General features: G+C 58.9%; 18 protein-coding genes and 2 tRNA genes. 13 read left to right on the forward strand and 7 right to left on the reverse strand.

All coding sequences use genetic code 11. The annotated features are described in order from the left end of the window. Positions 1–910 (reverse strand): DNA polymerase IV (gene dinB / locus D8U73_RS28470; protein ID WP_130906358.1); only part of this gene is annotated, 910 nt, incomplete at its 3' end. A 301-nt stretch (positions 911–1,211) separates the two neighbouring features. Between dinB and D8U73_RS28475 the strand changes: the two genes are divergently transcribed. The 4 genes from D8U73_RS28475 (at position 1,212) to D8U73_RS28490 (ending at position 5,808) form a co-directional block, all read left to right on the forward strand. Further along, positions 1,212–1,288 (forward strand) — tRNA-Met (locus D8U73_RS28475). Between the two features lie 224 nt (positions 1,289–1,512). Next, a tRNA-Met gene (locus D8U73_RS28480) sits at positions 1,513–1,589 on the forward strand. A 278-nt stretch (positions 1,590–1,867) separates the two neighbouring features. Then, positions 1,868–4,510: a bifunctional lysylphosphatidylglycerol flippase/synthetase MprF gene (gene mprF / locus D8U73_RS28485; RefSeq protein WP_130906359.1), complete on the forward strand. Its 2,643-nt coding sequence runs from the start codon at positions 1,868–1,870 to the stop codon at positions 4,508–4,510. After that, complete coding sequence (locus D8U73_RS28490; protein ID WP_130906360.1) at positions 4,510–5,808, forward strand: AcvB/VirJ family lysyl-phosphatidylglycerol hydrolase; 1,299 nt, start codon at positions 4,510–4,512, stop codon at positions 5,806–5,808. Before mprF ends, D8U73_RS28490 begins: the two co-directional genes overlap by 1 nt. A gap of 255 nt (positions 5,809–6,063) precedes the next feature. Here the strand turns inward: D8U73_RS28490 and D8U73_RS28500 are convergent, their stop codons facing one another. Next, positions 6,064–7,965: a potassium transporter Kup gene (locus D8U73_RS28500; RefSeq protein ID WP_130906361.1), complete on the reverse strand. Its 1,902-nt coding sequence runs from the start codon at positions 7,963–7,965 to the stop codon at positions 6,064–6,066. 285 nt (positions 7,966–8,250) lie between these two features. Here D8U73_RS28500 and rimO point away from each other — a divergent pair, with 285 nt between their 5' ends. The 6 genes from rimO (at position 8,251) to tsaA (ending at position 13,566) form a co-directional block, all read left to right on the forward strand. Beyond that, positions 8,251–9,588, forward strand: a complete 1,338-nt coding sequence (gene rimO, locus D8U73_RS28505) for a 30S ribosomal protein S12 methylthiotransferase RimO (RefSeq protein WP_003222282.1) — start codon at positions 8,251–8,253, stop codon at positions 9,586–9,588. A gap of 123 nt (positions 9,589–9,711) precedes the next feature. Continuing rightward, on the forward strand, positions 9,712–10,185 hold the full coding sequence (locus D8U73_RS28510) for a GNAT family N-acetyltransferase (protein ID WP_056856159.1): 474 nt from the start codon (positions 9,712–9,714) through the stop codon (positions 10,183–10,185). Between the two features lie 185 nt (positions 10,186–10,370). After that, complete coding sequence (locus D8U73_RS28515) at positions 10,371–11,081, forward strand: rRNA pseudouridine synthase (RefSeq protein WP_056856160.1); 711 nt, start codon at positions 10,371–10,373, stop codon at positions 11,079–11,081. Positions 11,082–11,156: 75 nt separating this feature from the next. Continuing rightward, a complete protein-coding gene (locus D8U73_RS28520; protein WP_056856161.1) occupies positions 11,157–11,627 on the forward strand; it encodes a DUF1456 family protein in 471 nt (156 codons plus the stop codon). 299 nt (positions 11,628–11,926) lie between these two features. After that, on the forward strand, positions 11,927–12,697 hold the full coding sequence (locus D8U73_RS28525) for an SDR family oxidoreductase (RefSeq protein WP_056856162.1): 771 nt from the start codon (positions 11,927–11,929) through the stop codon (positions 12,695–12,697). A gap of 170 nt (positions 12,698–12,867) precedes the next feature. Beyond that, a complete protein-coding gene (tsaA, locus tag D8U73_RS28530; protein ID WP_130906362.1) occupies positions 12,868–13,566 on the forward strand; it encodes a tRNA (N6-threonylcarbamoyladenosine(37)-N6)-methyltransferase TrmO in 699 nt (232 codons plus the stop codon). 149 nt (positions 13,567–13,715) lie between these two features. Here tsaA and fpr read toward each other — a convergent pair whose 3' ends face one another. Next, positions 13,716–14,495: a ferredoxin-NADP reductase gene (gene fpr, locus D8U73_RS28535; protein WP_008054100.1), complete on the reverse strand. Its 780-nt coding sequence runs from the start codon at positions 14,493–14,495 to the stop codon at positions 13,716–13,718. A 139-nt stretch (positions 14,496–14,634) separates the two neighbouring features. Between fpr and D8U73_RS28540 the strand changes: the two genes are divergently transcribed. After that, entirely contained in the window at positions 14,635–15,561 is a 927-nt protein-coding gene (locus tag D8U73_RS28540) for a LysR family transcriptional regulator (protein WP_056856163.1), read from the forward strand. Here D8U73_RS28540 and D8U73_RS28545 read toward each other — a convergent pair. From D8U73_RS28545 to D8U73_RS28555, 3 genes are all read right to left on the reverse strand, one after another. Further along, positions 15,558–15,920 (reverse strand): diacylglycerol kinase, encoded by a 363-nt coding sequence (locus tag D8U73_RS28545; protein WP_008060649.1) that lies wholly within the window; start codon positions 15,918–15,920, stop codon positions 15,558–15,560. The two genes, D8U73_RS28540 and D8U73_RS28545, sit on opposite strands and share 4 nt — an antisense overlap. Positions 15,921–15,995: 75 nt before the next feature. Next, positions 15,996–16,646, reverse strand: coding sequence for a response regulator transcription factor ErdR (erdR, locus tag D8U73_RS28550; protein ID WP_056856164.1), 651 nt, complete (start codon positions 16,644–16,646; stop codon positions 15,996–15,998). 210 nt (positions 16,647–16,856) lie between these two features. After that, complete coding sequence (locus D8U73_RS28555) at positions 16,857–17,600, reverse strand: tRNA-uridine aminocarboxypropyltransferase (RefSeq protein WP_056856165.1); 744 nt, start codon at positions 17,598–17,600, stop codon at positions 16,857–16,859. A 189-nt stretch (positions 17,601–17,789) separates the two neighbouring features. Between D8U73_RS28555 and D8U73_RS28560 the strand changes: the two genes are divergently transcribed. Further along, on the forward strand, positions 17,790–18,212 hold the full coding sequence (locus tag D8U73_RS28560; protein ID WP_056856166.1) for a PA3611 family quorum-sensing-regulated virulence factor: 423 nt from the start codon (positions 17,790–17,792) through the stop codon (positions 18,210–18,212). Here the strand turns inward: D8U73_RS28560 and D8U73_RS28565 are convergent, their stop codons facing one another. Next, the gene (locus D8U73_RS28565) at positions 18,213–18,407 is read right to left on the reverse strand and encodes a hypothetical protein (protein WP_056856167.1); all 195 of its coding nucleotides are present in this window, start codon (positions 18,405–18,407) and stop codon (positions 18,213–18,215) included. Positions 18,408–18,890: 483 nt separating this feature from the next. On the opposite strand from D8U73_RS28565, the gene D8U73_RS28570 reads away from it, so the two are divergent. Then, on the forward strand, positions 18,891–20,009 hold the full coding sequence (locus D8U73_RS28570) for a TIGR00730 family Rossman fold protein (protein ID WP_130906363.1): 1,119 nt from the start codon (positions 18,891–18,893) through the stop codon (positions 20,007–20,009). Positions 20,010–20,038 lie beyond the last annotated feature (29 nt).

Raw genomic sequence — 20,038 nt, forward strand, 5'->3', positions numbered from 1 at the left:
GTTCCAGCGTGGTCTGCGTGAAGTCGTGAAACTTCACTTTGACGAACGGCTTGCCCGGCCGATAGCTGCTGTCGATTCGCGCCATTCGGGTTTTGAGGGTTTCCAACAACTCCGGCAGCTTGTCCAGGCAACTGCGCAAATCCGGAAGGTCAACATCGTAGGTATTTTCGACACTGATGGACTGCCGACGGCTATCGTTATGCACCTGGCGATCATCGATCCCACGCGCCAGGCTCCAGAGTCGCTCACCAAAGCTGCCGAATTCACGCACCAGCGCCAACTTGTCCCACTCGCGCAAGTGTGAGCAATCGATGATGCCGAGCTTGCCCAACCGCTCGGCGGTGACTTTGCCGACCCCATGCAGTTTGCTGACCGGTAATCCACTGACAAAGTCTTCGACCTGATCCGGCGTGATGACAAACAAACCATTGGGTTTCTTCCAGTCACTGGCGATCTTGGCAAGAAACTTGTTCGGCGCCACCCCTGCTGACACCGTTATGTGCAGCTGATTGGAAACGCGACGACGGATATCCTGGGCGATTCGCGTGGCACTCCCGCCGAAATGAGCACTGTCCGATACGTCGAGGTAAGCCTCATCCAGAGAAAGCGGCTCGATGATCTCGGTGTAATCGCGGAAAATCGTATGAATTTCCTTCGATGCTTCTCTATAGGCGTCCATACGCGGCTTGACGATGGTCAGGTCCGGACACAGCTTCAATGCATGCCCGGAAGACATGGCCGAGCGCACACCGTAGGCCCGCGCCTCGTAATTGCAGGTGGCGATCACGCCACGCCGATCCGCCGAGCCTCCCACCGCCAGCGGCTTGCCGACCAGGCGCGGGTCATCACGCATCTCGATGGCGGCGTAGAAACAGTCACAATCGACGTGGATGATTTTTCGCTGGGTCATATCAACGCGGTGTTCATGATGAAGAATGGGAGACACACGGAGTAGGACAGGCAGTATCTCATCGACACCTGTATATAGCACCAGTAGTACTGAATGTTCTCACGCAGCTGTAGGAAGAACCTTTGGTGAATTTATTTTCTCAATCGAAACGCCTCGACCAATAGAGCCGGAACCCTTGCCAGGCTTGGGCTGCAGCCCGATCCAGAGTCTCCTTTAATACCTAAGCAGTTGAAGCAAAACGGATTTTATCGATCCTACGGGTTGACACCCCGGCCATTCTCTATAGAATGCGCCACACAGACGCGGGATGGAGCAGTCTGGTAGCTCGTCGGGCTCATAACCCGAAGGTCGTCGGTTCAAATCCGGCTCCCGCAACCAAACATCAAAAAAGGCTGCTCGAAAGAGTGGCCTTTTTTGTGCGCGCCTGTTTTTTATTCGGCAGAGCTTCTATTGATGCTCAAGGCATTCAAATGGGAAATCGTTGCGATTCTGCAACTTAAGCCGCACCTGCGACCGTTTGCCGCTCTTCTACGTTTATTTGACCCTTCCCGGGATTAACGGTTGACACCTCGCCGATACTCTATAGAATGCCGCCACACAGACGCGGGATGGAGCAGTCTGGTAGCTCGTCGGGCTCATAACCCGAAGGTCGTCGGTTCAAATCCGGCTCCCGCAACCAAACATCAAAAAAGGCTACTCGAAAGAGTGGCCTTTTTTGTATCTGTTGAAAAAGTCCTTTCGCAACAATGATCTGTCACTGTGTCGCCAGCCATTGGGGATCACCCATGCGCCGAGTCCGGACTATGCTCTATCGCAGACTGAACCCTCTACGAGTGAAATCGCGCTCGCACCATCGCCCGGTGCGAGGCGTTAATATTTGTAATTATTTTTTTCTACAGGGATTGGTAACTTGGCTGGATACCTCCATCCTGTCGCGCACAATCCAAGAGGTGATTGATGCGCGCCAACTCGTCTGATTCACAAGACACCGTCACAGCGACACAACCGATCAAAGCCGAGCGACTGCGCTTGCTTGATCGCGTCAGTAAATACCGTCAGCCCATAGGTCTTGCGGTCACGCTGCTGTTGTTCGCGATCGCGCTGATTGCCTGTCGTCACCTGCTGAGCGAACTTGACCTGGACGCTCTGCACGACTCGATTCTCGAGGTTCCAAAACCGGCATTGCTCGGTGCACTGGGCGCGACCGTGGCAGGCTTCATCCTATTGCTGGGCTATGAATGGTCAGCCAGTCGCTATGCCGGTGTGAGCCTGCCCGCGCGCACCGTGGCCCTGGGCGGTTTCAGCGCTTTCGCCATTGGCAATGCCATCGGCCTGTCGATGCTGTCGGGTGGCTCGGTTCGCTACCGTTTATATGCGCGTCATGGCCTGGGGGCTTCTGAGGTTGCGCACATGACGCTGTTTGCCAGCCTGTCGCTCGGTTGCGCCCTGCCGCCACTGGCGGCACTGGCGACACTCAGCAATCTGCCCGCGGCCTCTGCGGCCCTGGGGCTCTCAGAGATCTTGCTCGGTGCCATCGCTGCCGGCGTACTGCTGTTGTTCAGCGTGCTGGCCGTCGGACTGTACCGTCGCCGCCTGCCGGAACAACCCTACGCCGATAACCTGCTGGTCAAGATTGGTCGTCGCACCTTGCGCCTGCCCGGGCGCCGCCTGACGTTCCTGCAACTGCTCATCACCGCTCTGGACGTGGCCGCCGCCGCGACCGTGCTGTATCTCCTGCTGCCCGAAGCTCCGCCCTTCGGCGCATTCATGCTGGTGTACCTCCTGGCGCTGGCGGCGGGCGTGCTCAGTCATGTGCCCGGCGGCGTCGGGGTGTTCGAGGCGATCTTGCTCGCGGCCTTTTCCGACAAACTCGGCGCCGCGCCACTGGCCGCCGCCCTGCTGCTTTATCGCTTGATCTACGTGGTGCTGCCGATGCTGGTGGCTTGCCTGCTGCTGTTGATCAACGAAGGGCAGCGCCTGTTCCAGACACGTCAGACGCTGCGTGCCGCGTCTGGCCTGGCAGCGCCGATTCTCGCGGTGCTGGTGTTTCTTTCCGGGGTAGTGCTGTTGTTTTCCGGAGCAACGCCGGAAATCGACACCCGCCTGGAACACATCGGCTTTCTGATTCCGCATCGACTGGTCGACGCCTCGCACTTGGGCGCCAGCCTGATCGGCGTGTTGTGCCTGCTGCTCGCCCAGGGTTTGCGTCGGCGACTGTCGGCAGCGTGGATGCTCACCACCATTCTGCTGCTGGTCGGCGCCCTGCTCTCTCTACTCAAGGGTTTCGACTGGGAAGAAGCCAGCCTGATGGTCTTGACCGCGAGCCTGCTCGGGGTTTTCCGCCGCTCGTTCTACCGTCCGAGCCGTCTGACCGAACTGCCGTTTTCGCCGTTGTACCTGGTGGCCAGCCTGTGCGTACTCGGTGCTTCGATGTGGCTGCTGCTGTTCGCCTATCAGGACGTTCCCTACAGCCATCAGCTGTGGTGGCAGTTCACCCTGGACGCCGATGCTCCCCGTGGCTTGCGCTCGCTGCTCGGCGCCGCGGTGCTGCTGGTGGTGGTATCCCTGACCTGGCTGCTGCGCACGGCCCGCCCGGTGATTCATCTGCCCACGCCCGATGAACTGGAGCGCGCCAGCAAGATCCTCATGGCCTCGGCGCAACCGGACGGCGGCCTGGCCCTCACCGGCGACAAGGCCCTGCTGTTCCACCCCAACGACGAGGCGTTCCTGATGTATGCCCGTCGTGGCCGCAGCCTTGTGGCGTTGTATGACCCGATTGGCCCTGCCCAGCAACGAGCGGAAATGATCTGGCAGTTCCGTGACCTGTGTGACATCCACCACGCCCGTCCGGTGTTCTATCAAGTGCGCGCGGAGAACCTGCCGTACTACATGGACATCGGCCTGACCGCGATCAAGCTCGGTGAAGAAGCCCGGGTCGATCTCAAGCGTTTTGATCTCGAAGCCAAGGGCAAGGAGATGAAGGACCTGCGCTACACCTGGAACCGTGGCACCCGCGATGGCTTGTCGCTGGAAATCCACGAACCGGGCCAGGCGCCGATGGATGAGCTCAAGGTGATTTCCGATGCCTGGCTGACTGGCAAGAACGTGCGTGAGAAAGGCTTCTCCCTGGGGCGGTTCAGTGATGACTACCTCAAGCATTTCCATATAGCGGTGATCCGTTTCGAGGGGCGCCCGGTGGCATTCGCCAACCTGCTCGAGACCTACAGCCATGACCTGGCCAGCCTCGACCTGATGCGCGCGCACCCGGACGCCCCCAAGCTGACCATGGAATTCATGATGGTCGGCCTGATTCAACATTATAAAAATCATGGATACGCGCGCTTCAGCCTGGGCATGGTGCCGTTGTCGGGGTTGCAACCCCGTCGCGGTGCACCGTTGACACAGCGCTTGGGCTCGATGGTATTCCGCCGTGGTGAGCAGCTCTACAACTTCCAAGGCTTGCGCCGCTTCAAAGACAAATTCCAGCCTGACTGGGAACCCCGTTATATGGCCGTGCCCGCCGGACTCGATCCGCTGGTTGCGCTGGCCGACACTGCTGCCCTGATCGCGGGCGGCTTGACTGGATTGGTGAAACGCTGATGATTCAACGCTCCCTGAAATACATCCTGGCCGCACTGATCGTGCTGGCCGTGATTCTCGGCGGCGGTTTCTGGTACCTCAAACGCCCGGCACCAGAACCGACCCTCGAACAGCTCACACCGGCCGATGGCGCAGCCATGACCCGCGTCATTCCCGGCACCACGCCGAAGGCCCAGGTATTGGTGGCGGTCAACGATGATCAGAAACTCAATGACAAGCAACTGACCACCCTGAGCCGCAGTGCCTCGGCGCAGATCGTTCAGGTGATCCTGCCCAAGGATTGCCTGCTGCAAAGCCGCGCCTTGCAAGCGGGCCTGCGTGAACTGCAGGGGCCGGCCACGCTGGTCAGCGGCATCGGCCCGGGCGCCGTGCTGGCCTGGCGCTGGTTGTCGGAACAGAAGAACGATAAGGCCCAGGCCGTTTCCGTGGATCTGGCCCTGGAAAAACCCGGTGGCTGCACACACCTGTTGCCCAAAAGCGCCGCCCACGGCCACTGGCTGGTGGCATGGAACGACAACCCGGACGACACCAGTGCCGGCTTCGTGCGTGACCAGCCGAACGCCGAAACCAGCATCAGCGACTACGACATCAACCTGCCGCAAGTGCTGAACAACGAACTGCGCAAGATCCTCGTCGGCGGCGACAAAGCGGCAGGCGGCCTGCAGATTCCGGTGGTTGAAGTGCCCGCAGGCCAGGCCAGGGACACGGTCACCCTGTTCCTCTCCGGTGACGGTGGCTGGCGCGATCTGGACCGCGATGTCGCCGGCGAAATGGCCAAGATCGGTTACCCGGTGGTCGGCATCGACACCTTGCGTTACTACTGGCAGCACAAGAGTCCGGAACAGAGCGCCCTGGACCTGGCAGAACTGATGCAGCACTACCGGCAGAAATGGGGCACCAAGCGCTTCATTCTCACCGGTTACTCGTTCGGTGCCGACGTGCTGCCAGCGATCTACAACCGCCTGGCCGAATCGGAACAGAATCGCGTCGACGCAATCATCCTGCTGGCTTTCGCCCGTACCGGCAGCTTCGAAATCGAAGTCGAAGGCTGGCTCGGCAACGCCGGCAAGGAAGCCGCCACCGGCCCGGAAATGGCCAGGTTGCCAGCCGCTAAAGTGGTGTGCATCTACGGTGAAGAAGAAGTCGATGAAAGTGGCTGCACCGACAAGAGCGCCGTGGGCGAAGTCATCAAATTGCCCGGCGGCCACCACTTCGACGAAAACTACCCGGCGCTGGCCCAGCGTTTGGTGGGGGTGATCAAGAAACGCCAGGCGCAGGAAACCGAGGCTCAGGAGTGATCTGAGCAGCGTTTGCAAAAAAGCCCCCGCAGCGTTTCGGTTACGGGGGCTTTTTCATGACCGTTACTTGAACTCGACACAAATCCCTGTGGGAGCAGGCTTGCCGCGATAAGGGCATAACGTCCGACATCTCTGTCGACTGACACGCTGCCATCGCGGGCAAGCCCGCTCCCACAGGGTTTATCGCTGCCTTTGGATACGTCATAAAAAGCCCCCGCTGCCGCAAGGCAAGCGGGGCTTTTTGATCTTGCAGTCTTACATCTCCACCTGTGTCCCCAACTCAATCACCCGGTTCAACGGCAGATTGAAGAAGCGCAGGTTGCCATTGGCGTTCTGCAACATGAAGGCGAACAGTGCCTCGCGCCAGCGGGCCATGCCTTCGAGCTTGGAAGCGATGACGGTTTCGCGGCTGAGGAAGTAGGTGGTGCGCATAGGGCTGAAGTCCAGTTCATCGAGATGACACAGTTTCAGCGCCTTCGGCACGTCCGGCTCATCGGTGAAGCCAAAATGCAGGATTACCCGGAAGAAACCCTCGCCGTAGGAATCGACTTCGAAGCGCCGGCTCGGCGGCACTCGCGGGATGTCTTCGTACACCACCGTCAACAGCACCACTTGCTCGTGCAGCACCTGATTATGCAGAAGGTTGTGCAACAGAGCGTGAGGCACGGCGTCCGGCCGGGCGGTGAGGAACACAGCGGTACCCTGGACCCGATGCGGGGGCTGCACGGCGATACTGCTGATGAAGATCGGCAACGGCAATCCACCTTCATCAATGCGATCGACCAGCAACTGCTTGCCGCGCTTCCAAGTGGTCATGAGGACAAACAATGCGAGACCGGCAATCACGGGGAATGCCCCGCCCTGCACGATTTTCGGTACGTTGGCAGCGAAGTAAAGACCGTCCACCAACAGGAAACCAAGCAAGATCGGCACCGCAAGGATCGGCGGCCACTTCCACAGCAGCAGGATCACCGCCGACACCAGAATAGTGGTCATCAGCATGGTGCCCGTCACCGCCACACCGTAGGCGGAAGCCAGGGCGCCGGAGGATTCGAAACCTATCACCAGCAAAATCACGCCGACCATCAGTGCCCAGTTCACTGCACCGATGTAGATCTGGCCCTGTTCAGCGCTCGAGGTGTGCCGGATATGCATGCGCGGGATGTAGCCGAGCTGGATCGCCTGACGGGTCAAGGAGAACGCACCGGAAATCACCGCTTGCGAGGCAATCACCGTGGCCAGGGTCGACAGGCCTACCAGTGGGATCAACGCCCAACTTGGCGCCAGCAAGTAGAACGGGTTGCGAGCGGCTTCCGGGTCACCCAGCAGCAAGGCGCCTTGGCCGAAATAGTTGAGCACCAACGCCGGCAGCACGAGGATGAACCAGGCGCGGGCAATCGGCTTGCGACCGAAGTGGCCCATGTCCGCGTAGAGCGCTTCGGCACCGGTCAATGCCAGCACCACGGCGCCGAGAATCGCCACGCCCATGCCCGGATGCACGATGAAGAAACGCACACCCCAAACCGGGTTCATCGCTTGCAGGACTTCCGGGTGCTGAACGATGCCGTAGACACCGAGCGCTCCCAGCACCAGGAACCAGGTGACCATGATCGGCCCGAACAGAATGCCGATCCGTGCGGTGCCGTGACTCTGAATCAGGAACAGCGCCACCAGCACGATCAACGACAACGGCACCACCCAATGGTCGATCCCCTCGAATGCCAATCCCAGGCCTTCGATTGCCGACAATACGGAGATGGCCGGGGTGATCATGCTGTCGCCATAGAACAACGCCGCACCGATCAGCCCGCATACCACCAGAAAGCCACGCAGCCTGGCATGCCCCGACGCCGCTCGGCGTGCCAGCGCGGTCAGGGCCATGATCCCGCCTTCGCCCTGGTTGTCGGCGCGCAGGACAAACATCATGTACTTGATCGACACGACCCAGATCAGTGACCAGAAAATCAGCGCCAGAATGCCTAACACGCCATCGTGATTGACCGGCACACCATACGCGCCGGAGAACACTTCTTTGAGGGTGTACAACGGACTGGTGCCGATATCGCCATAAACCACCCCGACTGCCGCAACCAGCATGCCGATCGGTTTGGCCGCCGAATGCCCGGTCGCTCCTGCCTGACTACTTGCGTGCCCCATCCACCACTCCTGATTACCAAAACCCGGCTTCTTGAATGAAGCACTTTTCTGCAGCATGCGCTTTTTTACTTTACGTTACAGACGTTTTGTTGACTGTAAAAAATCCGTAAAGCCCAACCGCGCGAAGCATAGCGCAGCACTCGTCGTATTTCCCCGCATAAAGCTGGTCAAGTGAACGTCTCACCGCTAGAATTGCGCACTTTTTGATCAGAGGCGCAGTTCAAGCGCCCGTCCGTCGGTTTTGCCCAGCCCGGCAAGCGGCGTCACAAAACACCGAGGTTAGACATGTCCACCACTCCTGCGCCGGCCAATCCAAAGGTTGGCTTCGTATCCCTGGGTTGCCCCAAAGCACTGGTCGACTCCGAGCGCATCCTTACCCAGCTGCGCATGGAAGGCTATGACGTCGTGTCCACCTATCAGGACGCCGATGTCGTGGTGGTCAACACCTGCGGCTTCATTGATTCGGCCAAGGCAGAGTCTCTGGAAGTGATCGGCGAAGCGATCAAGGAAAACGGCAAGGTCATCGTCACCGGCTGCATGGGCGTCGAAGAAGGCAACATCCGCGACGTGCACCCGAGCGTGCTGGCCGTGACCGGTCCGCAGCAGTACGAGCAAGTGGTCAACGCCGTGCACGAAGTCGTGCCGCCGCGTCAGGATCACAACCCGCTGATCGACCTGGTGCCGCCGCAAGGGATCAAACTGACCCCACGCCACTACGCCTACCTGAAGATCTCCGAAGGCTGCAACCACAGCTGCAGCTTCTGCATCATCCCGTCGATGCGCGGCAAATTGGTCAGCCGTCCGGTCGGTGATGTCCTTGACGAGGCCCAGCGCCTGGTCAAGTCGGGCGTCAAAGAGCTGTTGGTGATCTCGCAAGACACCAGCGCCTATGGCGTCGACGTGAAATACCGCACCGGTTTCTGGAACGGCGCGCCGGTGAAAACCCGCATGACCGAACTCTGCGAAGCCCTGAGCACCCTCGGCGTCTGGGTTCGCCTGCACTACGTTTATCCGTACCCGCACGTTGACGAACTGATCCCGCTGATGGCCGCCGGCAAGATCCTGCCGTACCTGGACATCCCGTTCCAACACGCCAGCCCGAAAGTGTTGAAGGCGATGAAACGCCCGGCGTTCGAAGACAAGACCCTGGCGCGGATCAAGAACTGGCGCGAAATCTGCCCGGATTTGATCATCCGCTCGACCTTCATCGTCGGTTTCCCGGGCGAGACTGAAGAAGACTTCCAATACCTGCTGAACTGGCTGACCGAAGCCCAGCTCGATCGCGTCGGTTGCTTCCAGTACTCGCCGGTCGACGGCGCGCCGGCCAACGACCTGGACCTGGAAGTGGTTCCAGATGACGTCAAGCAGGATCGTTGGGAGCGCTTCATGGCGCACCAGCAGGCGATCAGCTCGGCCCGCCTGCAAATGCGCATCGGCCGTGAAATCGAAGTGCTGGTCGATGAAGTCGACGAGCAAGGCGCGGTCGGCCGTTGCTTCTTCGATGCTCCGGAAATCGACGGAAACGTATTCATCGACAATGGCAGCAACCTGAAGCCGGGCGATAAAGTCTGGTGCAAGGTGACCGACGCCGACGAATACGATCTGTGGGCTGAACAGATCTAAACGCAAAAATTATGCAAAGCCCCGCTCTCTTGACGAGATGCGGGGCTTTTTTACGGCTATCGTTTGGTGAAGAACGGAATCTCACTTTTTACAGTCGGTAGCTAAAAGAAGGAGCAGGCGGGCATGCGCCAACATTCGGTCATCCACACACCGAAACAGAGTGACTATGAAGAACTGACCCGGGTCTGGGAGGACTCGGTCCGCGCCACCCATGACTTTCTGCCAGACAGTTACATCAATCTGTTGAAGAATCTGGTGCTGACCCGCTACCTCGATGCCGTCATGCTGATCTGCACCAAGGACGCCAACCAGCGCATTACCGGATTCGCCGGGGTCGCGGCGGGCAAGGTCGAAATGCTCTTTATTGACCCGCAACACCGCGGTCAGGGCCTGGGCAAGAAATTGCTGCGTTATGCCCTGGAAAACCTCAACGCCGATCAACTGGACGTGAACGAACAGAACCCGCAAGCCCTGGGGTTTTACTTCAAGCAAGGGTTTGAGGTGATCGGCCGCTCGGAAGTCGATGGCATGGGACAGCCCTATCCGTTGTTGCATATGCGAATGCGCCAGGTCCAGCAACGCTCACAACATGGCTGACACACCAGATTAACCCTGTGGGGCTTGCCAGCGATGCGGACGCTGCGGTCAAGCCAGATACACCGAGGTGATGCAATCGCTGGCAAGCCAGCGCCCACAGGAATTGCGACCGACCTCAAATGGAACCGGGCTTAACCGGCGCCAGGCAGGTACAATGCCCACCCCTTTTTTGTTACGGCCCTGTCATGACTGACCCGATTCGTCTCTCCAAACGCCTCATCGAACTCGTCGGCTGCTCCCGTCGGGAGGCTGAGCTGTTCATCGAAGGCGGCTGGGTCACCGTCGACGGCGAAGTCATCGACGAGCCGCAGTTCAAAGTCGGCGCACAAAAAGTCGAGCTGGATCCAGAAGCCAAGGCCACTGCCCCGGAACCGGTAACCATCCTGTTCAACGTGCCCGCCGGCATGGACGCGGACACCGCCATGGCGACCATCAGCGCCGAGACGCTGAGCGAAGAACACCGTTACGGCAAACGTCCGCTCAAGGGCCACTTCCAGCGCCTGACCGCCAGCACTGACCTGCAGGCTAACGCCAGCGGCTTGCTGGTGTTCACCCAGGACTGGAAGATCCTGCGCAAACTCACCGCCGACTCCAACAAGATCGAGCAGGAATACGTGGTCGAAGTCGAAGGCGACATGGTCGAGCACGGTCTCAATCGCTTGCAACACGGCCTGACCTACAAGGGCAAGGAATTGCCGCCGGTCAAGGCCAGCTGGCAGAACGAAAACCGCCTGCGCTTTGCCATGAAAAACCCGCAACCGGGTGTTATCGCCCTGTTCTGCCAGGCCGTCGGCCTGAAGATCGTAGGTATCCGCCGGATCCGCATCGGTGGCGTATCCATCGGTAAAGTGCCGTTGGGACAATGGCGCTACCTGTCCGGCAAAGAGAAGTTCTAAGGCTTTTCACGCCGTCACACATTTCGGCGTCGCGCCTGGTTGCGACGCCCACAGTTGAAAATCGGGACTGCCCACATGATTCATAACGACGTACTGCGCAGCGTGCGCTACATGCTCGACATCAGCGACAAGAAAGTCATCGAGATCATCAAGCTCGGTGGCATGGATGTGAAGCTCGAAGACCTGGTGACCTGGCTCGACAAGAAAGAGGAGGACGAGGAAGGTTTCGTACGCTGCCCGGACGAAGTCATGGCGCATTTCCTCGACGGCCTGGTGATCTATAAGCGTGGCAAGGACGAAAGCCGTCCACCGCAGCCGATCGAAGTGCCGGTGACCAACAACATCATCCTGAAAAAACTGCGCGTGGCCTTCGAACTCAAGGAAGACGACATGCACGCGATCCTCAAGGCCGCCGAGTTCCCGGTGTCCAAGCCTGAGCTGAGCGCGCTGTTTCGCAAATTCGGCCACACCAACTACCGCCCGTGCGGCGACCAGTTGCTGCGCAATTTCCTCAAGGGCCTGACCCTGCGCGTGCGTCCGCAGTAATCGCCCGCCCGCGTCCCTGTAGGAGCAAAGCTTGCTGGCGATGGCGATTTCGAAAGCGCTATCGCGAGCAAGCTTTGCTCCTACAAGGGATGGCGTCACAAAGCTGTATGGATGCTCACTCCCTGTAGGAGCACAGCTTGCTGGCGATGGCGATCTTGAGGACGCTATCGCCAGCAAGATGTGCGCCTGCAAAAGAAAGGGCAGTCCTGTATGGATGCTCATTCCTCGCAAAAATAGTGGCTCCGCTTCTCACGGCTGACGACTAGGGTGTAGAGACCCTTAAGTTCTCAGGATTCGCCATGCACCCCTACTTTTCCCTGCAAGGCCGCACCGCTCTGGTGACCGGCGGCACTCGTGGTATCGGCAAAATGATTGCCAAGGCCTATGTCGAGGCTGGCGCGACCGTGTATGTCTGCGCCCGCGATGCCGAAGCTTGCCAGCAAACCGCTGACGAACTCGGTGCCCTTGGGCGCTGCCATGCCGTAGCTGCCAACCTGGCGACGGAAGAAGGCGTGCAACAACTGGCCACACGCCTGGGCGAGCAGATCACCCATCTCGACATTCTGGTGAACAATGCCGGCACCACGTGGGGCGCGCCACTGGAAAGCTATCCCATCAAGGGCTGGGAAAAGGTCATGCAGCTCAACGTGACTTCGGTGTTCAACTGCATCCAGCAGTTCCTGCCGCTGCTGCGCAAGGCAGGTTCCGAAGCGAACCCGGCGCGGATCATCAACATCGGGTCGGTGGCGGGGATTTCTTCCTTCGGCGAACAGGCCTACGCCTACGGCCCCAGCAAAGCCGCACTGCACCAATTGTCGCGGATCCTGGCGCGGGAGCTGGTCAGCCAGCACATTAACGTCAACGTGATCGCACCGGGACGGTTCCCGAGCAAGATGACCCAGCATATCGGCAATGATAAGCAGGCATTGGCCGAGGATACGGCGCTGATCCCCATGAAGCGTTGGGGGCGCGAGGAAGAGATGGCGGCGCTGGCGATCAGCCTGGCGAGTACGGCGGGGGCTTACATGACCGGGAATATCATCCCATTGGATGGTGGGTTCAGCCTCTGATCTTCTCCTTATGATCGTTCCCACGCTCCGCGTGGGAATGCAGCGCGGGACGCTGCGCGTCCCAAGAGCTGACGCAGAGCGTCCATTGAGGCATTCCCACGCAGAGCGTGGGAATGATCATGGTTGATCGGGTTATCATGCCCACCCTCACCCCGCCTCGACCGTAAACCATGACCTACAGCGTTTCCCCCATCGGCTTCGTGCGCTCCTGCTTCAAGGAGAAGTTTGCCATTCCGCGTCAACCGCAACTGGCTCCGGCCGCTCGCGGCGTGCTGGAACTGGTGGCGCCTTTCGATCAGGGTGATGCCGTGCAGGGCCTTGAACAGGTCAGCCATGTCTGGCTGCTGTTCATGTTCCATCAGGCACTGGAAGAAAAGCCGCGCCTGAAGGTCCGCCCTCCCCGCCTCGGTGGCAACAAATCCATGGGCGTGTTTGCGACACGCGCAACCCATCGTCCCAACGGCATTGGTCAATCCGTGGTGAAGTTGGACAAGGTTGAAGCCAATCGTCTGTGGATTTCCGGCATCGACTTGCTCGACGGCACACCGGTTCTCGACATCAAACCCTACGTTCCCTACGCCGACATCATCGCCACCGCCTCCAACACTATCGCCAGCGCCGCGCCGCAGTTGATTGCCGTAGAGTGGACGGATGCTGCGCTGCACCAGGCTAATGGCCACGCCCAGCGCCTTGCAGAGCCTTTGGTCGAGCTGATCGAGCAATGCCTGGCGCAGGATCCACGCCCGGCCTATCAGACACCTGCGCCGGAACGGGAATACGGCGCGCAGTTCTGGGATGTGGATGTGCGTTGGCATTACCCGACGCCCGAGCTGATCCGCGTGCTCGAAGTCATTCCCGCGAAAGCCTGAACGCCGGAAACGAAAAAGCCCGCATGACCGTCCGGGGTCATGCGGGCTTTTTGGATGCGCTGCGAATCTATTGTAGGAGTCGGCTTGCTGGCGATGGCGATCTTAAAGGCGCTATCGCCAGCAAGCCGGCTCCTACACGTGACCTGCGGTCACTTCTCGACGAATGCACGCTCGATCAGGTAATCACCCGGCTCGCGCATCCGCGGCGAAACTTTCAGGCCGAAGCTGTTCAACACTTCGCTGGTCTCGTCGAGCATGCTCGGGCTACCGCACAGCATGGCGCGGTCGTCCTGCGGGTTGATCGGCGGCAGACCGATGTCGCTGAACAGCTTGCCGCTGCGCATCAGGTCGGTCAGGCGACCTTCGTTCTCGAACGGTTCGCGGGTCACGGTCGGGTAGTAGATCAACTTGTCACGCAGCGCATCGCCGAAGAACTCGTTCTGCGGCAGGTGCTCGGTGATGAACTCGCGGTAGGCGACTTCGTTGACGTAACGTACGCCGTGGCACAGGATCACTTTTTCGAAACGCTCGTAGGTTTCCGGGTCCTGGATGACGCTCATGAACGGCGCCAGACCGGTACCGGTGCTGAGCAAGTACAAATGTTTGCCAGGCTTGAGGTCATCCAGCACCAGCGTGCCGGTAGGCTTCTTGCTGATGATGATCTCGTCGCCTTCCTTCAAATGCTGCAACTGGGAAGTCAGCGGACCATCTGGCACCTTGATGCTGAAGAACTCGAGATGCTCTTCCCAGTTCGGGCTGGCGATCGAGTAAGCGCGCATAAGCGGGCGGCCGTTAGGCTGTTGCAGGCCGATCATCACGAACTGACCGTTCTCGAAGCGCAGGCCCGGATCACGGGTGCACTTGAAGCTGAACAGAGTGTCGTTCCAGTGATGAACACTGAGGACACGCTCGTGGTTCATGTTGCTCATGTACGTGGGACTCCTGGAGATTGGTCTGCGCTCGCTCTTGCATGAACAGAGCCGGGGTGCGCAATTGCATCGCATTCTAATAGCGACGACAATATCTGTTAACTGGATTATTAAGATAAGGGTTATCGGTTATATCGATATGCGATTTACTCTCCGTCAACTTCAAGTCTTCGTCGCTGTCGCCCAGCAGGAAAGCGTATCCCGTGCTGCGGGCCTGCTCAACCTCTCGCAGTCGGCGGCAAGCACCTCAATCACCGAACTGGAGCGTCAGTGCAGCTGCCAGTTGTTCGACCGTGCCGGCAAACGCCTGAGCCTCAACGCCCTTGGCAAGCAGCTGTTGCCGCAAGCGGTAGCGCTGCTTGATCAGGCCAAGGAAATCGAAGACCTGCTCAACGGCAAGTCCGGTTTCGGCTCATTGGCGGTAGGCGCAACCCTGACCATCGGCAACTACCTGGCTACCCTGCTGATTGGCAGCTTCATGCAGCGCCACCCGGAAAGCCAGGTGAAGCTGCACGTGCAGAACACTGCCAATATCGTGCAACAAGTAGCCCACTATGAAATTGACCTGGGTCTGATTGAAGGCGATTGCAGCCACCCGGACATCGAAGTGCAAAGCTGGGTCGAAGATGAATTGGTGGTGTTCTGCGCGCCGCAACATCCTTTGGCCAAACGCGGCACGGCAAGCATGGATGAACTGAGCCACGAAGCCTGGATTCTGCGTGAGCAAGGTTCAGGCACGCGCCTGACATTTGATCAGGCCATGCGCCATCACCGCAGCGCGTTGAATATCCGCCTGGAGCTCGAGCATACGGAAGCGATCAAGCGCGCAGTGGAGTCCGGCCTGGGGATTGGGTGCATATCGCGATTGGCGCTGCGGGACGCATTCCGTCGCGGCAGCCTGGTAGCGGTGGAAACACCGGATCTGGACCTGGCGCGACAGTTCTACTTCATCTGGCACAAACAGAAATACCAGACATCGGCGATGCGCGAATTCCTCGATCTGTGCCGCGCCTTCACCGCAGGGGTTCAGCGCAGCGACGAGATCGTACTGCCCACGATCGCTTAAAGCAGAATCACGGCCCACACCAGCGCAATCATGGTCAGCGCCACCAATTGCGCGGCGCTGCCCATGTCCTTGGCGTTTTTCGACAGCGGGTGCAACTCCAGGGAAATACGGTCGATGGCCGCTTCCACCGCCGAGTTGAGCAACTCGACGATCAGTGCCAGTAAACAGACGGCAATCAGCAAGGCTTGCTCGACCCGGCTGACGTTCAGGAAGAACGACAGCGGGATCAGGATCACATTGAGCAATACCAACTGCCGAAACGCAGCTTCCCCGGTGAAGGCTGCGCGCAGGCCGTCCAGCGAATAGCCGGAGGCGTTGAGAATACGTTTAAGGCCGGTCTGGCCTTTGAAAGGTGACATAGAGTAGGCAACTGACCAAAAAGGAGTGGGAAAGCTAGATTAACCAAAGTCAAAAAAGCGTGAAGAAGCCAACCCTCAGTGGCTCGAAATTGACTCAAGTTGTTGCAGAAGCAACGCTGCCTGAGTCCGGGTCCGCACATTCAACTTACGGAAAATAGCCGTCACGTGCGCCTTGATCGTCGCCTCGGAAACGCTCAGTTCATAGGCGATCTGTTTGTTCAGCAAACCTTCGCAAACCATCGTCAATACCCGGAACTGCTGCGGCGTCAGGCTGGCAAGCCCTTCGCTGGCAGCCTTGGCCTCATCGGATACGCTGACGGCTTCGAATGCCTGCGGCGGCCAGAATACATCGCCATCGAGCACCGCACGCACGGCTTTCTGGATCACGCTCAGGTCACTGGATTTGGGAATGAACCCGCTGGCGCCGAACTCACGAGACTTGACCATGATTGTCGCCTCTTCCTGAGCGGAAACCATCACCACTGGAATCTGCGGGTATTGGCCACGTAACAGCACCAAGCCTGAAAAACCGTACGCCCCAGGCATGTTGAGGTCCAGCAGGACCAGATCCCAATCGGCTTTTTCGGTCAGGCGGGTTTCCAGTTCGGCAATGCTCGCCACTTCCACCAGACGCACATCGGGACCAAGCCCAAGGCTCAACGCTTGATGCAAGGCGGAACGGAAAAGTGGGTGGTCATCGGCAATCAGGATTTCGTATGTGGCCATTGTTCAAATGATCCTGTTTTTCCAGCAACTCAAGGTACAGCCAGAGAGCGGTACCCGGGGCACATTGAACGCCGATACATGACTATTCTCGTTGGCACAGAATAGGCGTATCAAACTTCGGCCGCGCACTGATCGGCGCCAAGCATGCCCAGCGAAACCGGGGTGGTCAAGCTACATGGCCACTACAGTCTTTTGCAGTATGAGCGACAATCAATCCCCGCCCGCAGCGATTTTCTGCACGAACGGCAACAACTCGGCGTGTGCCGGCGTTTCGACGTTCATTTCAAGCTGACGCTTGGCATCGAGATAATGCTGGCTGAACACATCGAAATAAGCGTCCAGTGCCGATGCCGCCTGCTCATCGCCCGCCAGATCGAGACACAACGCCGCGACTTCCGCGGTGCACAGGTGCTCGCTGCGGGTGGATCGGCGCAATTGATAACGGGACAGTTTTTCGGGCAACAGGCTGAGGATCGGCAGCGAGTCGAAATACGGGCTCTTGCGGAAAATCTTCCGGGCTTCGGTCCAGGTCGCGTCCAACAGAATGAACAACGGCCGCTTGCTGCCATCCACCGCCACGCTGTGGGTGACGCGCTCGGGTGCGACATATTCCCCTGGAAACACCAGATAAGGCTGCCATTGCGGGTCGGACAACAACGCCAGCATCTGTGGGTCGGTTTCAGTACGCGACCAGATGAACGCGTGGTTATCGCGCACCACGTCGGCAATCAGCCAACCGGTATTGCTCGGTTTGAACACTTCCTTGCTGGTCATGATCAGGCACACACCGGAGCGGGTCTCGACCTGCGGGCGCCAGGCGCACAGGCAGTGACTCTCGATCACGCGGCAGGCACGGCAACGGGTTGCGCGCCAGCCACGGGCCTGAAGCGGCTTGATGCCTTCGTCTTCGCGCTGATCGCGCAGGCGGGCTACTGCATTGGGGGCATGGCTCATGGCAGGCAACGCCAGCGGGAAAAAGGAGTCGACACGAAAAACACTCGGCAAGGCAAAAAGTACCGGCAGTTTACCAGACCGACAGGAGCAAGCCTGTACCGTCCAGGCCGCCTCCCCTATAATTCGCCGCCACTGAACGCACAGTCACGTGACGGGTCAAACCACCCATCACTGCCCCAGGAGAGTTTCATGCTGCGCCTTATCGTTCCCACCGCTGCCATTCTGCTGGCTTCGACCTTCAACGCTCAGGCTGCATCCCTGAGCGAGCAGAATCTGAACAGAGAACTGCGCAACGTCGCCGCACAAAGCAGCGTCGGCACTCCTCGGGCGATCAATGAAGACATTCTCGATCAAGGCTACACCGTCGAAGGCAATGTCCTGATCAACCACCTGAGCGTGCAAAGCAGCCACGCCAACAAGATGCGCGCCGATCCCAAAGCCGTGTACTTCCAGCTGGGCGCCTCGGTCTGCAACAACCCGTCCTACCGTAAATTGATGGCCAAGGGTGCAGTGATGCGTTACGACTTCACCGAAGTGAAGACCAACCGCGCGGTGGGTTCTGCCAGCTACCAGGAATCGGATTGCCCGAAAGCGGTGCCGAAGAAGAAGTAATCAATGAGACTTTGCGCGTCGCTGTTCATCTTCGGCGCGCAACTCTGCCAGCAGTGCCTGCAAGTAACGTGATCGACGCTCCGTGCCTACAAGACGCCGGCAGCACTCCTCCTCGAGACTCAAATGATTGGTCTCGGCCGATGATTTCAACAATCGATACAGCTGCGTATCGATCTCCAGAATGACTCTGGCCATGGTTTCCCGCCTCCTTGCACCTCACTCGCGTTGAGCGAAAAATCCTTTAACTGCTTGTACCGTGCGCCCTGCCGTTGACGCAAAGTTGTCGTATCACACCTGTAACTTAGTAAATCAGAGTGCATGACACTTGGCTTGCGTTCTGACGAGCGGTGAAACCACCTTGCAAATCATCAATAAGCGGTTGCCAGGCAAGACTTTGCGGCGCAATGATCAATGCAGCGAAAATCACCGCGAAGGTCTAGATTCTACTTATCCACACTCACTTGTCAGGGCAGGAAAAGGGCCGCCCGTTACGTATTGTGTTGTGCGAACGTTTCTTTCATCCAAGGGACAAACAGAGCCTGTTTGGATGGCCCGGTGACTTTCGGGCCAAGTGGATCGCCCAGGCACGGGCCTGGGGCAGACAGCGACACATGAAGTGTCGTGGCATCGACGATTGCGTAGTCGCCGCCGTGGGCTCTGTGCAGAAGGAGAAGTTGAATGCCTTACCAACCGAATGACCTCCTGAGCCGTCATTTTGAAGAAAGCGGCCACGACCTCATCAGCAAGGTCGAAGAGCAACTCAGCCTTGTTTCCCCCAACAGCCCGAACATCCCAATCTACCGCGACATGATCCTGACCGTGCTGCGCATGGCCCAGGAAGACCACAATCGCTGGAATGCCAAGATCACACTGCAAGCCTTGCGCGAACTGGAACAAGCCTTTCGCGTGCTGGAACAGTTCAAGGGCCGGCGCAAGGTCACGGTCTTCGGTTCTGCCCGCACGCCCATCGAACACCCGCTATATGGTCTCGCCCGAGAACTCGGTGCCACCCTGGCGCGCTCGGACATGATGGTGATCACCGGCGCAGGTGGAGGCATCATGGCCGCCGCTCACGAAGGCGCCGGCCTCGCACACAGCCTGGGATTCAACATCACCCTGCCCTTCGAACAGCATGCCAACCCCACTGTTCAGGGCACAACCAACCTGCTGCCCTTCCACTTTTTCTTCACGCGCAAGTTATTCTTCGTCAAGGAAGCCGACGCTCTTGTCCTGTGCCCAGGTGGTTTTGGCACGCTGGATGAAGCGCTGGAAGTGTTGACGCTGATCCAGACCGGCAAAAGCCCGCTGGTCCCCGTGGTACTGCTGGACGCGCCGGGCGGCAAGTTCTGGCATGCAGCGCTGGAGTTCATCCAGCAACAACTGGAGGAAAACCGTTACATCCTGCCGACCGACATGAATCTGGTGAAACTGGTCTACACCGCCGAGGAAGCCGTGGAGCACATCAACCAGTTCTACAGCAACTTCCACTCCAGTCGCTGGCTCAAGCATCAGTTCGTGATCCGCATGAACCATACGCTCAGTGAGCGCGCCCTCGAACATATGCAGAAGGCATTCGCTGATCTGTGCCTGAGCGATCACTTCCATCAGCATGCGTACAGTGGCGAGGAACACGACGAAGTACAGTTCAGCCACCTGGCGCGCCTGGCCTTCACCTTCAACGCACGTGATCACGGTCGGTTGCGAGCGCTGGTGGACTACATCAACCTGCCGGAAAACTGGGCACAATCCCAACCTCAGGCACAACAACGCACACGAACGCCGTCCAAGATCACGTAATGCAAAAAAAAACGGCCCGCTATCGAAAT

The organism is Pseudomonas sp. Sample_22 (assembly GCF_004307635.1).
In the GTDB taxonomy this organism is placed as follows: Bacteria; Pseudomonadota; Gammaproteobacteria; order Pseudomonadales; family Pseudomonadaceae; genus Aquipseudomonas.